Annotated in this window: 14 protein-coding genes; 7 read left to right on the top strand and 7 right to left on the bottom strand. The window is 38.3% G+C overall.

The features are described 5' to 3' along the window. Positions 1–37: 37 nt before the first annotated feature. On the top strand, positions 38–292 hold the full coding sequence (locus GO621_RS15570) for a hypothetical protein (RefSeq protein WP_157568683.1): 255 nt from the start codon (positions 38–40) through the stop codon (positions 290–292). 5 nt (positions 293–297) lie between these two features. Here GO621_RS15570 and GO621_RS15565 read toward each other — a convergent pair whose 3' ends face one another. The 3 genes from GO621_RS15565 to GO621_RS15555 all read right to left on the bottom strand — a co-directional run bounded on the left by GO621_RS15565 (position 298) and on the right by GO621_RS15555 (position 2,107). Further along, the gene (locus GO621_RS15565; protein WP_157568681.1) at positions 298–504 is read right to left on the bottom strand and encodes a DUF3820 family protein; all 207 of its coding nucleotides are present in this window, start codon (positions 502–504) and stop codon (positions 298–300) included. A 14-nt stretch (positions 505–518) separates the two neighbouring features. Beyond that, on the bottom strand, positions 519–1,412 hold the full coding sequence (locus tag GO621_RS15560; protein ID WP_232335674.1) for a polysaccharide deacetylase family protein: 894 nt from the start codon (positions 1,410–1,412) through the stop codon (positions 519–521). A gap of 80 nt (positions 1,413–1,492) precedes the next feature. Further along, complete coding sequence (locus tag GO621_RS15555; protein ID WP_157568679.1) at positions 1,493–2,107, bottom strand: 2,3-bisphosphoglycerate-dependent phosphoglycerate mutase; 615 nt, start codon at positions 2,105–2,107, stop codon at positions 1,493–1,495. A 211-nt stretch (positions 2,108–2,318) separates the two neighbouring features. Between GO621_RS15555 and GO621_RS15550 the strand changes: the two genes are divergently transcribed. The 3 genes from GO621_RS15550 to GO621_RS15540 all read left to right on the top strand — a co-directional run bounded on the left by GO621_RS15550 (position 2,319) and on the right by GO621_RS15540 (position 5,113). Next, on the top strand, positions 2,319–3,299 hold the full coding sequence (locus GO621_RS15550; RefSeq protein WP_317163460.1) for a DNA cytosine methyltransferase: 981 nt from the start codon (positions 2,319–2,321) through the stop codon (positions 3,297–3,299). Continuing rightward, positions 3,250–3,855 carry an HNH endonuclease gene (locus tag GO621_RS15545; protein ID WP_157568677.1) on the top strand — a complete coding sequence of 202 codons (606 nt, stop codon included), beginning with the start codon at positions 3,250–3,252 and terminating at the stop codon, positions 3,853–3,855. The genes GO621_RS15550 and GO621_RS15545 overlap by 50 nt, the downstream gene beginning before the upstream one ends. 304 nt (positions 3,856–4,159) lie before the next feature. Further along, positions 4,160–5,113 carry an aldo/keto reductase gene (locus GO621_RS15540; protein ID WP_157568675.1) on the top strand — a complete coding sequence of 318 codons (954 nt, stop codon included), beginning with the start codon at positions 4,160–4,162 and terminating at the stop codon, positions 5,111–5,113. Positions 5,114–5,186: 73 nt separating this feature from the next. Here GO621_RS15540 and GO621_RS15535 read toward each other — a convergent pair whose 3' ends face one another. Both GO621_RS15535 and GO621_RS15530 read right to left on the bottom strand, forming a co-directional pair. Further along, a complete protein-coding gene (locus GO621_RS15535) occupies positions 5,187–5,693 on the bottom strand; it encodes a hypothetical protein (protein WP_157568673.1) in 507 nt (168 codons plus the stop codon). A 156-nt stretch (positions 5,694–5,849) separates the two neighbouring features. Then, entirely contained in the window at positions 5,850–6,488 is a 639-nt protein-coding gene (locus GO621_RS15530) for a class I SAM-dependent methyltransferase (RefSeq protein ID WP_157568671.1), read from the bottom strand. Between the two features lie 107 nt (positions 6,489–6,595). On the opposite strand from GO621_RS15530, the gene GO621_RS15525 reads away from it, so the two are divergent. Both GO621_RS15525 and GO621_RS15520 read left to right on the top strand, forming a co-directional pair. Next, positions 6,596–8,239: an ArnT family glycosyltransferase gene (locus GO621_RS15525; RefSeq protein ID WP_157568669.1), complete on the top strand. Its 1,644-nt coding sequence runs from the start codon at positions 6,596–6,598 to the stop codon at positions 8,237–8,239. A 161-nt stretch (positions 8,240–8,400) separates the two neighbouring features. After that, positions 8,401–8,628: a hypothetical protein gene (locus tag GO621_RS15520; protein ID WP_157568667.1), complete on the top strand. Its 228-nt coding sequence runs from the start codon at positions 8,401–8,403 to the stop codon at positions 8,626–8,628. A 53-nt stretch (positions 8,629–8,681) separates the two neighbouring features. Here the strand turns inward: GO621_RS15520 and GO621_RS15515 are convergent, their stop codons facing one another. Together GO621_RS15515 and GO621_RS15510 are read right to left on the bottom strand one after the other, a co-directional pair. Further along, positions 8,682–10,901, bottom strand: a complete 2,220-nt coding sequence (locus GO621_RS15515) for a heavy metal translocating P-type ATPase (protein ID WP_157568665.1) — start codon at positions 10,899–10,901, stop codon at positions 8,682–8,684. Between the two features lie 191 nt (positions 10,902–11,092). Continuing rightward, entirely contained in the window at positions 11,093–12,262 is a 1,170-nt protein-coding gene (locus tag GO621_RS15510) for an aldose epimerase family protein (RefSeq protein WP_198170277.1), read from the bottom strand. Positions 12,263–12,743: 481 nt separating this feature from the next. On the opposite strand from GO621_RS15510, the gene GO621_RS15505 reads away from it, so the two are divergent. After that, positions 12,744–14,192 (top strand): circularly permuted type 2 ATP-grasp protein, encoded by a 1,449-nt coding sequence (locus tag GO621_RS15505; RefSeq protein ID WP_157568663.1) that lies wholly within the window; start codon positions 12,744–12,746, stop codon positions 14,190–14,192. The last annotated feature ends 15 nt before the right edge of the window (positions 14,193–14,207 follow it).

The following is a 14,207-nucleotide window of genomic DNA, read 5'->3' as shown; positions in this document are numbered from 1 at the left end:
TTAATGATTTTTACCCGATAAAAGAAGCATATAAACAATGGAAGTTTTTGAAACAGTTTTAGCCGGAAGTGACGGTTTAATTGACGGACTGGTAAGTACAAACACACAATTTGAGGTTGAAAAGCAATATACTTTTTCCTCAATTGATGGTTCTTTGACACTGATAATTGCCAGGGACGAAACAACAGGTAACTGGAAAAGGATCAGCAGTACAGAGCCTTATTTGTCTGGCTGGGTAGATGAATTAGGCGAACAGATAGACCAGCGTATCACTCCTGGCCCTGATCTTTAGTAAAACTATTTTAAAGGCGTGAGCAAATACTCCAAACCATTCATCCTGATTTCGAGCATGGTTTCCAGTAAAATACCAAGGTTTCCTTTTGGGAAACCTTGCTGCTTAAACCATAATAAATAATATTCGGGCAGATTACAGATTTTGGTGCCTTTGTATTTGCCAAAAGGCATATCCATAGTTACCAGTTGGATCAGAATTTTAGGGTTCATCTAAAGAAAAGACCTTAAAAGCTGTGTTTTATATTGTTGGATAATGTATGTGCCGACCAGTAGCCGCTTGCCAATAATCTGCGGATGGTAAACAATGGCTCTATGCTGTCCCTTTTTTCTGAAAGTTGAAAAGCAGCAATAAAACCACGCTTTTTCAGTTCCGGGATCCCTTGTTCATTCCATAAACCAAAAGGATAAGCAAAATATTTAATGGATTTGCCTGTAATTGTTTCCAAAGTTTTTGTCGGCTTTTCAATCTGTGTTACCCAATCTTGTCCCTGGTATTTTTTAAAATTGTGATGGTCCCAGGTATGGCTTCCAATTACATGTCCGGCATCTGATAATTCTTTTACCTGTGCTTTACTCATGTAATGCGGCCTTCCTAAAGAAACCGTCATGATAAAAAATACACCTTTAAAACCATATTTTTTCATTTCAGGGGCAGCAAGTGTATATTGCGGCAAATTGGTATCATCAAAAGTAAGCATAATGGGTTTTGTTGGAAGTGCTGCGCCTGTGTTCAAATACTGGTATAACTGATCGGGCAAAATGGTATGGTAGCCGCTGTCGGCCAGCATCTTCATCTGCTCGCGGAAATCGCTTTCCTGTACAATATAATCTTTCGAGGTTTTAGAATCTGTTGGTTTCCAGTTACGGATCTGATGGTAACAAAGTATCGGGATTTGCTTTCTGCCTAAAACTACCGTTGCCGGTGCTGGTTTGCTTAATTTCATATCACCTGTTGCAGTTTCTGCAGGCTGTGCTTTTTCGGGTTGGTTTACTGTTGTTGCAAGCTGCTTATCCTGTTGTTTCGACTGGCAATTGCCCAGCATCAATATTAAAAAAGTTCCGGGCAGGGCAAGTAATACTGTTTTTTTAAATTGAGAGATCGTGTTCGGAAAGTTCATGGGTAGTTTTACGCTGATTGGTTAAAAAAGGATCAGCAGAAATGGGTTAATTAAATACGTTAAAAATAGTAATGCTTCTTTTACGAGGTTAAATGTTGAACATAGGAGATTTTGCCGGAGTCATCAAAATCGTAAACCCTTGGCACGCCGGTTAATAAATCAATATGAGAAATTGCATCCGGTGTCAGGTTTTCCAAATGCATCATCAGCGCACGCAAACTATTGCCATGTGCAACAATCAGTACATTTTTGCCTTGTTGTAGCAAAGGTTCAATGTTGGCATAATAATACGGCAGAACGCGTTCCTGCGTTTGTTTTAAACTTTCGCCTCCCGGCGGCGATACGTCAAAGCTCCTTCGCCATAAAGCAACCTGTTCGGCGCCATATTTTTCGGCAGTTTCTGCTTTGTTTAAGCCTTGCAGGTCGCCGTAATCCCTTTCGTTCAAAGCAGCATCTTTATAAACGGGAAGTTGTTTCTGGCCAATGGTATCTAAAATTATATCCAGCGTTTCGATGGCGCGTTTTAAAACAGACGTAAAACAAGCTTCAAACTGCATTCCTTGCAGCTTTCGCCCGCACATTGCTGCTTCTTCCCTACCCTGCGTGGTTAAATCTACATCTGCAAAACCTGTAAAACGGTTTTCCAGGTTGTATTCTGATTGCCCGTGGCGGACTATTGCTAATTGACTTTTCATTATAAAAATTACTTTACTAAAGTTGCTGCAAGTTTAAGGGATATAAATGTTGTAAAATGACTTTTTATAATAATTTTATTAAAAGAAATAAACATTAGTGGATTAGATATTTCAAATAAATCTTAAATAACTGTGCAACGTCATTACTTATTATTACAGTAAAATGGAAATTTTAACAGAATTATGCTAAGTTTGTGAGCAAAGAAATAAAGTGATTTTTAATTCAATAGAAATATGTGCAGGAGCAGGTGGACAAGCCATTGGGCTTGAACAGGCAGGTTTTGAACATTTGGCATTAGTAGAAATCGAACCTATTGCTTGTGAAACATTACGTCTAAATCGCCCTAATTGGAATGTGATTAATAAAGACGTTAAAGAGTTTTCTGCAAATCAATATAAAAATGTAGACCTTTTAGCCGGTGGTGTGCCATGTCCGCCTTTCTCGATTGCAGGAAAACAACTTGGACACCTAGATGAAAGAGATTTATTTCCTGAAGCAATCCGACTTGTAAAAGAATGTAATCCAAAAGCCGTAATGCTTGAAAATGTTCGCGGAATTCTGGGTATAAAATTCAAAGAATATCGTTGCTATATTCTCGACGAATTTTACAAAATGGGTTATCAATGCGAATGGCGGCTTTTCAATGCTTCTGATTATGGAGTTTCTCAATTAAGACCCAGAGCCATTCTTATTGCACTCAAAAAAGAATACTTTGACTTTTTTGAATGGCCGACAAAAAACGAAAAACCACCATTAACAGTCGGTGAACTGTTGTACGAAGAAATGGCATCGTTAGGCTGGGAAAATGTTGACGATTGGAAATTAATAGCCAATAAGATTGCACCAACACTTGTAGGAGGTTCAAAAAAACATGGTGGAGCAGACCTTGGTCCAACAAGAGCTAAACAATCTTGGGCTTTACTTGGTGTTGATGGAAAAGGACTTGCTGATGCCCCACCACTTAATGGTTCTATGGCAATGCCCAGACTGACACTTAAAATGGCAGCATTAATTCAAGGTTTTCCAAAAGATTGGAATTTTGCTGGTAAAAAAACTTCTGCATACAGGCAAGTTGGAAATGCATTTCCCGCTCCTATTGCAAAAGCAATCGGATTATCAATAAAAAAAGCACTTAAAAGTTATGAGCAAAAAAGCTCCAAAAAGGATAGGTTCACGAGCCAAATTGCGTGAATACTTTATTGAAAATGTTGGTGTAATTTTAAATTCAGACATTTTGCGAGAAGTTGCTGGAACAAGTGAATGGGGACGTCGGGTTAGAGAGTTGAGAAATGAAGAAGGAATGAATATTGTTACACATAATGACCGAAGCGAGTTAAAACCCGGACAATATCTTTTAATTAATTTGAAACCCTTACCTGCTTTTGAAAGAGGTATTTCAAAAGAAGTTCGTGCTTTCGTTCTCGATAGAAATGGTTTTACTTGTCAAATGTGTGGTATAGCGGCAGGTGAACCACATCCAGATGATGGAGGAAGAAAAGCAAGGCTTCATATTGGTCATGTGATTGATAAATCAATGGGAGGAACAGACGACGCTACAAATTTGAAGGCTATTTGTTCTGTTTGTAATGAAGGAGCATCTAATCTAACAAGCAATAGACCTGATACAAATAAACTACTTGTGCAAGTTAGGAGAGCACCTGCATCAGTTGAGTTAGATGTCTTAAAATGGCTAATTCAAAAATTTCCTAAGCAATGCGAAGCGTTTTTAAAAGAATTAAAAAAATAGTGAATCCATTGATTGAGAAATGTAATTCCATCTCTTGAGCTTAGGATGTCTAATACATTATTTTTACTAATTGTGCAGAAAAAAGGTTGATAAAAGAAGCATCTTCCTAACAAACTGACTTTAGATTGCCTTCCGACATTGAACTTACAGCATTAAAAGAAGCTCAAGAATAGTAAGTACAAAAAAGAGTTGATAAAAGAAACATCCTCCTCTAACCCATACTTCTTTTATCAACCTAAATTCTATCGGTAATACCAATAAACAGTTTTATAATTAAACTGTTAACCCTCCAAAAACCAACAAGATGAAAAAAAACACTTTAGGATCATCGGGCATTGAAGTTCCTCCTTTTGCTTTTGGCGGAAATGTTTTTGGATGGACGATTGATGAAAATACTTCTTTCCAGATATTGGATGCGCTTACTGGCGCTGGTTTAAATTTTATAGATACAGCTGATGTTTATTCCAGATGGGTTCCGGGAAACCAGGGCGGCGAATCTGAAACGATCATTGGCAACTGGTTGAAAAAAACCGGCGGACGTGATAAAGTGGTCATCGCTACCAAAGTAGGGTCTGAAATGGGTCACGATAAAAAAGGCTTATCGAAAACCTGGATCAAGCAGGCAGTTGAGGGTTCTTTACAGCGTTTGCAAACGGATTATATCGATCTGTATCAAACACATTATGACGATCCGGATACACCCATGGAAGAAACGCTTGCTACTTACCAGGAATTGGTAAACGAAGGTAAAGTACGTGCAATAGGTACTTCTAACATGACTGCTCAACGTATTCTGGTTGCTTTAAAAACAAGCAAAGAACATGGTTTTCCGGCTTACCAAACGGTGCAGCCTTTGTATAATTTATACGACCGCGAAAGTTATGAAAAGGAACTGGAGCCGCTTTGTCAGGAAAATAATTTAGGCGTTATCAGTTATTTTTCTCTTGCAAGCGGATTTTTAACCGGGAAATATCGTTCGGAAGCAGATTTTTCAAAAAGCCAACGCGGAAAAGGGATCAGCAAATATTTAAACGACCGTGGTTTTAAAATTTTAAAAGCTTTGGATGAAGTTTCGCAGGAACTAAACACTACGCCTGCTGCTGTTTCGTTAGCCTGGCTAATTAACCGTCCTGGAATTTCAGCGCCAATTGCAAGTGCAACAAGCATAGAACAACTGAACGAAATTATCAAAGCAACAGAATTGGATTTAAATGCTGATGCTATCCATACTTTAAATGAAGCAAGTGCCTGGGAATAAAACTTTATTCCCATAAAAAAAGCTGCCGGAACGTTCCGGCAGCTTTTTTTATGCTATAAATTTTGCTTTTCTTTTAATATCTGTTCCAGCCATTATGGTTACCGTTGTCATGGCGGCCATCTCTATGATTATCATTATGGTATAGGTTGCCTTGTGTACGATAATTACCCCCGTTGTTATAAGAACGGCCATAGCTTTGATTATTGTAACCGTAATTATTACGTGCGGCAAACTGCGGACTGCTGTATCTTGCACGATAATATTCGTTCCGCAAATATGGCCTTGGTTCATTTACAGCATAGTGGCGCATCCGGCTGTAATCGTAATCGTGGTATCTTCCTACCAAACGCGGACTTGAAACCCAGCGGCCTTCATTCTGATAATAATAAACATGTTCGGGTACAGAATAATAAGCTTCGGCATCTGGTAAGTAATAATAATCATTAACAACTGGTGCCGGTTCAACATAAACTGGCCTTGGGCCTAAGTTTACATTTAAGTGGACTCCAATTTGAGCTTTAGCGGCATTAAAACTTAAACTTCCGGCTATCAGGGCAGATAAAAAAAGTAATTTTTTCATTTTTTAGTTTTTTAAATTGTAAAGAAACGATCAGTGTTTTTATTAAAATTTGAACTTCTGATTTTTTCTTTTCTGGTTAGTTATACATCTCAGACTATAACAATCCCGGTAGGTTTAATTGCTTTTAAATTGTTGTTACAATACTTCTTTTACCAACTAAAAATCATTGCTTTGCTGATAAACTTTTGAAATAATGAAACCTCGATAAAATGTTTTTTCTTCCAGTAAAATGTAATCTTTATCTTTAAAATAACTGTTCATTTTAATTAACTGGTTTGTTTCTACCTCGCAAAGCCAGCCAAAAAACCAATACATGGTTTGTAATACAATTTTCTGCCAGATACTTTTATAATTATCTTCAACTTGGAAATCGCAAATTAGCCACAAACCTCCAATTTTTAAACTTGGATGCAATTGATCAAAAACATTTTGAATACGTTTTTCAGAAAAATTATCAAATAAAAAAGGCGTTAAAATTACATCGAACTTTTGTGTGATCTTGTAATCCTCAATTCCCTGGTTTACAAAATTAACTTCGTTTAGCCCACAATTTCTCTTTTTAGACAAGGCAAGCATCTTGACAGAAATCTCAACATAAGTAATTTTTAAAGTTGAGGGTTGCAAGTTTGCAATTTCTTCTAAAATCCAACCTGTCCCTCCGCCAACAATTAAAATATTTGTTTTGGGCTTGATGTGTTTTACCAGAAAACGCTGTGCATTTACCAAAGCTTTTCCAAAAACCAATTCTGCCAGCGAATCATAAAACCAGGCAGCAGCATCGTAATTATTTGGCATATTTGCAGGCCGACAGGCGTTTTAATTTATGCTGATAACAATAGTAAAACAAGAGATACTGTTTTTATCACCTAAAAATTACTAATACAAAAGCTTGTTTAGCTGTTATGTCCATCAATTTAAAAAAAGATTTTCCGTTCCTACTTGTATTGCTGCTTGCTGTTGCCGTTAATTTTTCGGGCATACAAGTTCCGTTTTTTACAGATGACCCGGGTTTATATGCTGCGCTTGCGAAAAACATGGTATTGCGCGGCAGTTACTGGGAGTTGTTTTCTTACGGAAAAGACTGGCTGGACAAACCGCATTTTCCGTTCTGGATGGCTGCTTTAAGTTTTAAACTATTTGGTATTGCTACCTGGACTTATAAATTGCCGGCCTTGCTTTTTTTTGTGTTGTCCGGAGTTTATACTTATCTGTTCGCCAAAAAAAATTACGGCCAGAAAACGGCTTTGATGGCTGTTCTGGTCCTGTTTTCTGCGCAGCACATCCTCATGTCAAACACTGATGTGCGTGCCGAACCTTATTTAATGGCTTTGATTATTGGAAGTGTTTATCATTTTTATCAACTTGAAAAAAGGTTTAGCTGGACAGATTTATTTATAGGAAGTTTATTTGCAGGTTGTGCCGTAATGACGAAAGGGATTTTTGCCCTGATCCCGATTGGTGCAAGCGTAATTGGAGAACTGGTTTTTAAAAAGCGTTATGCAGAAATGCTTCGCTTAAAATGGCTGCTGGCCGTTGTGCTGACGGCTGTTTTTATCCTGCCAGAAATTTACAGTTTGTACCTGCAGTTTGATAGCCAGCCCGGAAAAGCCACTTTTCAGGACACACCTATTTCCGGTATCCGCTGGTTCTTATGGGACAGCCAGTTTGGCAGGTTCATCAACTCCGGTCCTATTACCCGAAAGTCCGGAAGTATATTTTTTTATGTCCATACTTTAATCTGGGCTTTTGCGCCCTGGTTTTTTATGCTTGCTTATGCTGTTTTTATCAACCTAAAAAAGATGTTTCAAAAACAGCAGCTACCCGAATATTATACATTTTGCGGCGCGTTAAGCATGTGGCTCATCTTTTCGCTTTCCGGCTTTCAGCTGCCGTTTTACACCAATATTATTTTTCCTTTTTTTGCAATTATCACTGCTTCGGTTTTTAGTAAAATGCTTTCGCTTAAAACAGCAAAAGTTTTCAAAGTTTTACAAATTGTGCAGGTTTGCGTTCTGTTTTTAGCAGTTTTGGTATTTCAATATTTCCTGCATCCCGGAAAAATAATTTTATTTTCTGCGGAGGTAATTGGCTTTGTGCTGATCAGTTTTTACTGCTATAAAAGAAGCATTGGTTTCGGGCGGGTTTTGTTGCTTTCCTGTTGTGCAACGCTGTTTGTAAACTTTTACCTGAACACTATTTTTTATCCTTTACTTGCAACTTACAAAGCTGATACGCAGGCACCGGTTTATATCAATCAGCATTTTCCCAATCAGCCCGTTTACGTTATCCGAAGCCTTTCCAACCCTTTTCAGTTTTACTGCAAAGTACCGGTCCAGCTTTTAGCAGAAAATGATTTGGCGAAAGATGAATCCACAAAAAAGATTATTTATACAGATGAAGCAACCGTAAAAAAACTTCAGCAAAAACACCCGGTAGAAATTTTGAAAGTGATCGACAATTATCCCAACGAAAATATATTGAAAGATTTTATCTGGTATAAAAAGCGCCGGGAAACGCTGGACCGTTATTACATCATCCGCTATTAAAGTTTTTAATAGCAAATGCTTCTTTTTTCGGCATAAAAAAAGCATTGGCTATTTTAGTAATAATATTACACTTCATACAAGTTTATTTAAAAGAAACAGACTTTCGCTGGTAGAAAAAAGGGTAATTTTGTGCCACTAAAAATTGCGGTGATGTTCTAAATATGTCTTATATTATTCAGCCTGATTTTGATTGTAGAAATTGTGTGAAGTGCGGACGGCGGCCAGTTATCGATCAGGTTAAAAAAGTTTTTAAAATTAAATGTCCGAACAAAAGTTGCAATAACGTGGTAAGCGGCAGTATGTTAAATTTTGAAAAATGGAACATAAAGAACAGTCCGGCGGCCAGCAACAGAAAAGAAGGCAACGGTCCTTTTAAAAGGATTGCATAAAATTTCCTCCTCTTTTAAAAACAAAGCAGATGAATTTTCACCTGCTTTGTTTTTTAATTCCTCCATTTCAGCCGCAAGCTATTGGTTACTACTGATACGGAACTTAAAGCCATCGCTGCCCCGGCAAACATCGGATTGAGTTGAATGCACCAGATTGGATATAAAATGCCGGCAGCAACCGGAATAGCAATAATGTTATAAATAAATGCCCAAAATAAATTCTGGCGGATGGTTTGTATGGTTTGTGCCGATAATTTTAGCACTTCGGGCAGCAGCGTTATGTTGGATGATAACAAGGTGATTCGGGCAACATCCATAGCAATATCAGAACCTAAACCCATCGCAATTGATACGTCCGCGGTTGCTAAAGCTTCTGCATCGTTAATGCCATCGCCAGCCATGGCTACAACTTTTCCTTCCTGCTGCAATTTTTTAACCAGCTCCGCCTTTCCGGACGGTGAAATTCCGGAAACTACATTTTCAATACCTGTTTTTGCTGCAATAGAATTAGCTGTAGCGGCAGCATCTCCGGTAAGCATCCAAACCGTTATTCCTGCTTGTTTTAGCCGGGCAACCGTTGCCGCAGCTTCTTTACGAATTTCATCAGCAACAGTTAAAACAGCTAATAAACTACCGGTTTTAGCAAAATAAATGATAGTGTTTGAAGCATCAGTTTGCGGGATATGATTTGTTTCGTTTGGAGATAAAGCACAAATTTCTTTCACCCAATCTGGTTTGCCAACATAATATTTTTGGTTTTGATAAACGATAGAAACTCCGGAACCGGTAACACTTTTAAAATCAGTAACGGTTTGTGCCGATGCTTCTTTTATCCTTAAAAAATCAACAATGGCATCTGCTAAAGGATGTTCTGATTGCAGTTCGGCAGCAAGTAATATTCCTGATAAAATTTTTTGTTCGTTTTCTGTTAAACTTACGTTCCAGTTTAAAGCCGTTAGTTTTGGTTTTCCTTCGGTGATGGTCCCGGTTTTATCCAGTAACACCGCATTTACTTTGTAAGCTCTTTCCAGGGTTTCTGCATCACGGATCAGGATGCCTTTTTCGGCGCCTTTTCCTACGCCAACCATTATTGCCGTTGGCGTTGCCAATCCTAATGCGCACGGACAAGCCACAATCAGCACGGTTACAAAACTGAGCAAACCCTGACTAAAAGCTTGTTCTCCGCCAAAAACCCACCAGGCAACTGCACTAATTAACGCAATTGCCATTACTGCCGGAACAAAAACGGAAGCAATTTTATCGGCCAGTTTTTGCACTTTCGCTTTAGAACCTTGTGCATTTTGTACGGCTTTAATCATTCTGGAAAGCAAGGTATTGTTTCCAACTTTTGTGGCTTTTAGCACAAAACTCCCTTTTTGGTTTACGGTTCCTGCAAAAACGGTATCGCCTGTTTTTCTGGCTACGGCCATTGGTTCGCCCGTCATCATAGCTTCGTTGATAAAAGTATTGCCTTCTGCAATTTCCCCATCTACCGGAACCCGTTCGCCTGGTTTAATTCGGATCATCTCTCCTTCCCTAACTTCAGCAATATCTGTTTCTGTTTCGATGCCATTTCTAATTACACGAACTGTGCGTACCTGCAAACCCATCAGTTTTTTCACGGAAGCTGAAGTGCCCGATTTAGCACGTTCTTCCAGCAGTTTTCCAACTAAAATAAAACTAATCACAACAGCAGCAGCTTCAAAATAAACATGAGGAACAATACCGCGAGACAGCCAGAAAGCCGGATAAACAGTATTAAATAAACTGAATAAATAAGCAACGCCCGTACTAATGGCAACCAGCGTATCCATATTGGCATTTAAGTGTTGCGCCTGTTTCCAGGCATTCACAAAAAAACGTTTGCCAAAAACAAACAATACAACCGAAGTAAGCACCAGCATAAGCAGGTTTGCCGGTTTCCAATGCATAAAAACCATATCGAGCAATACAACCGGAACGGTTAACAAAACGGCGCCTAAAGTTTGCTTTTTTAGCTTTGCGAGTTCTTTTTCCTGTTGTTCTTCCTGCTGGCCGAAAGCGTTGTCTTCATCCAAAATCAAATCGTAGCCCACATTTTGTATGGCTTTTCGAATTTGCTCCTGATCTGTTTTTTGCTGATTGAAATAAATATCCAGCGCGTGTGTAGCATAATTAACGTTAGCTTGTTGCACGCCCGGAACTGAAGCTGCCATACTTTGTACACTCATTGCACAGGAAGCACAGCTCATGCCCGTTACCGGATAAATTTTATGAACGATGTTTTTTTCCATGATGCTTCTTTTACCATACAAAAATACGGATAAGCTTAGGCGGAAATTTTACAGGATTTTAGGTTCTTTTTATAAGATTTAAGGTTTTAGGAAGATAAGTTCCTGCCTCAAATACTTTTATGCGGTAAAAGAAGCATAAAAAAAGCAGCAGGGTTTTATCCTGCTGCTCTCATTCTCACAACTGAAAAGAATTATTTCTTAACAGAAAACTTGTAGGAAGTAACCGAACTAAACGTTTCGCCCGGTTTTAAAGTTGTGGTAGGAAATTGTGGCTGGTTTGGAGAATCCGGAAAATGCTGGGTTTCCAAACATAAAGCAGTACGTTTTTCGTACGGATGTCCGGTTTTACCTTTATCGCCACCTTCCAGAAAATTGCCACCGTAAAACTGAATGCCGGGCTGGTCTGTATAAACCTGCATTTCTATTCCGCTTTTATCGCCAACAACTGTTGCTGCCAAATGCTGCCCTTTATCTTTTGCATCCAACACAAAATTATGGTCATAGCCTTTTCCGTAAAGCATCTGCTGGTTTTTATCATCAATACGGGCACCAATTTTTTCTGGCTTGGTAAAATCCAAAGGAGTTCCGGCAACAGGCTCTAATTTTCCTGTCGGGATTAAAGTAGAATCAACCGGCGTAAACTTACTTGCATTAATTTGAAGGGAATGATTATTAATTGTGCCACTGCCTTCACCATTTAAATTGAAGTAAGAATGATTGGTGAGGTTTAAAACCGTTGCTTTATCGGTAGTAGCTTTGTAAGCAATATCTAAAGCGTTATCATTAGTTAACGTGTAAGTTACCGTAACATTCAGGTTTCCCGGATAACCTTCTTCCATATCTTTAGCCAGATAATGCAACTCCAAGCTATTTGGTGTAACTTTTACCACATCCCAAACTACGGTAAAAAAACCTTTCGGACCGCCGTGCAAAGCGTTTGGTGCATTGTTGATAGCTAACTGATAGTTTTTTCCGTCTAAAGTAAATTTTCCTTTTGCTATGCGGTTACCATAACGACCAATCAGGGAACCAAAATACATTCCGTTTTTGGTATATTGCTGATAATCTTTTAAACTGTTGTAGCCTAAAACTACATCTGTCATTTTTCCGCTGCTGTCGGGCACTAACAAACTCACCAGCTTTCCGCCAAAATTTGTAATTGCTGCTTTTAGCCCGTTTTTATTGGTAAGCGTGTACAAATGCACCGGTTTGCCATCAATAGTTTGTTTAAAATTGTTTGAGTCTGGAATTGTTGCCTGGTCCATAGTTTTATTATTGCCGTTTTTAGTAGATGATTGCTGACAACTGGCTAAACAAAACAGCACAATTGCCGGCAGGATACAATTTTTTAAGGTCTTCATTGGGTTTAAATTTCGGTTAAGATAGGCATATATTTTACTCTTGAAAAAAGAAATTATCTGCCCTAAATTAACAATAAACAAAGTGAAGGTTTACAATGATAGCAGTAAAAAATCTGATACTTCTTTTATGCCTATATTTTTTGCTGATATAATTATTGCAGAAGCCATTAAGTTTTTATGTCGATAAAAGAAGCATCAAAAAGCAGCAAACAATATTTTTTGAGGGATATAATAATGATGTTTTGCAACTTGCATCAATAAAAATAAAACTACGAAGCAAAACGGTAGTTGTTATCTTTTATCAAAGGTTAAACCAAAAGGCATTCGATTAAAAAAGTCGTTTTTTTTTATTTAAAGCTATAATCAATATATATTTTTCAAAATTTATAAAGCAAATAACCAAATAGATAAAAATAATCATTACTTTTTCAAATTATTACATAAATAATTTAAGTAATTGGCTGTTAATTTTAAAAATATTATGGATTCATCCTCTCTTTTAAACCAATATCCAATAACTTCAGAAGTTTGGGATGAAATGTGTGCTGCAGGACAAGTTAGGGCACCTTATAACAATGTTTATGAATTTTTAAAAGAAATAAGCCCGGAAGATTTAACCAGAAAGGAAGAAATGGCCAGGCGATTATTTATGAACCAGGGCATTACTTTTACGGTTTACTCCAGCGGCGAAGGCATTGAAAAAATTTTTCCGTTCGATGTGATCCCACGTATCATTACTGCTATAGAATGGGATTTTATTGAAAAAGGCATTAAACAACGGCTCAAGGCACTAAACCTTTTTTTAAAAGATGTTTACCACCAGCAATTCATTTTAAAAGACGGGATTATACCAATTGAAATGATTTACTCCTGCCCCCATTATTTAAGGGAAATGCACGAGTTAAATGTTCCGCATGATGTTTATGTACATATTGCCGGAATTGATATTATCCGTGATGCCGACGGACAATTTTACGTGCTGGAAGATAACCTCCGCACGCCTTCCGGTGTATCTTATATGCTTGAAAACAGGGAAATTACCAAACGAATTTTCCCCGACTTGCTTCCGCAGAATTATGTCCGCACGGTAATGCAATATCCGCAGTTGCTTTATAAAAACCTGGCTTCTTTATCTCCGCGGCATATTGCCAATCCTAATATTGTGCTCCTTACGCCAGGTATTTACAATTCCGCTTATTTTGAACATACCACTTTGGCGCGGTTAATGGGCATAGAACTGGTTGAAGGCCGAGATTTGGTAGTGCACAATCATCGTGTTTATACCAAAACTACTGGCGGCTTGCAGCAAGTCGATGTAATTTACCGCCGGGTTGATGATGAATTTTTAGACCCTTTGGTTTTTAATCCGAATGGTTTATTAGGCGTTGCCGGTTTAATGTCGGCCTATCGGAAAGGAAATGTAGCCATTGTAAACGCGCCTGGAAATGGTGTTGCTGATGATAAAGCAATTTATACTTTCGTGCCTGCCATGATCCGGTATTATTTAAATGAAGAACCAATCCTGAAAAATGTACCGACTTACCAGTTAAACAACCCGGAAGAAAGGCAGCACGTATTTGATAATATGGCCAATATGGTCATCAAAAAAACCAATGAATCCGGCGGTTACGGAATGCTGATTGGCAGCGCAGCAACAGAAAAAGAAATGGAGGACTTTAAAGCAGCTATCCTGAATAATCCGCGTGAATTTATTGCCCAGCCTATTATCAGCCTTTCCTCCGCCCCTTGTTATTTAAACGGCCGTTTGCAGCCGCGGCGGATAGATTTAAGGCCTTTTGCACTTTGCGGGCCAAACGGTATCGAGATTGTACCCGGAGGTTTAACCAGGGTTGCCCTGCGGGAAGGTTCGTTAGTTGTCAATTCATCCCAAGGCGGTGGTAGTAAAGATACCTGGATATTAAGTAAATAAACATCTAACCAAATA

This window comes from Mucilaginibacter arboris, assembly GCF_009754915.1.
GTDB classification, from domain to species: domain Bacteria; phylum Bacteroidota; class Bacteroidia; order Sphingobacteriales; family Sphingobacteriaceae; genus Mucilaginibacter_A; species Mucilaginibacter_A arboris.
Note: the sequence above shows the minus strand (reverse complement) of the source record. Positions and strands in the feature narration are given on the sequence as shown.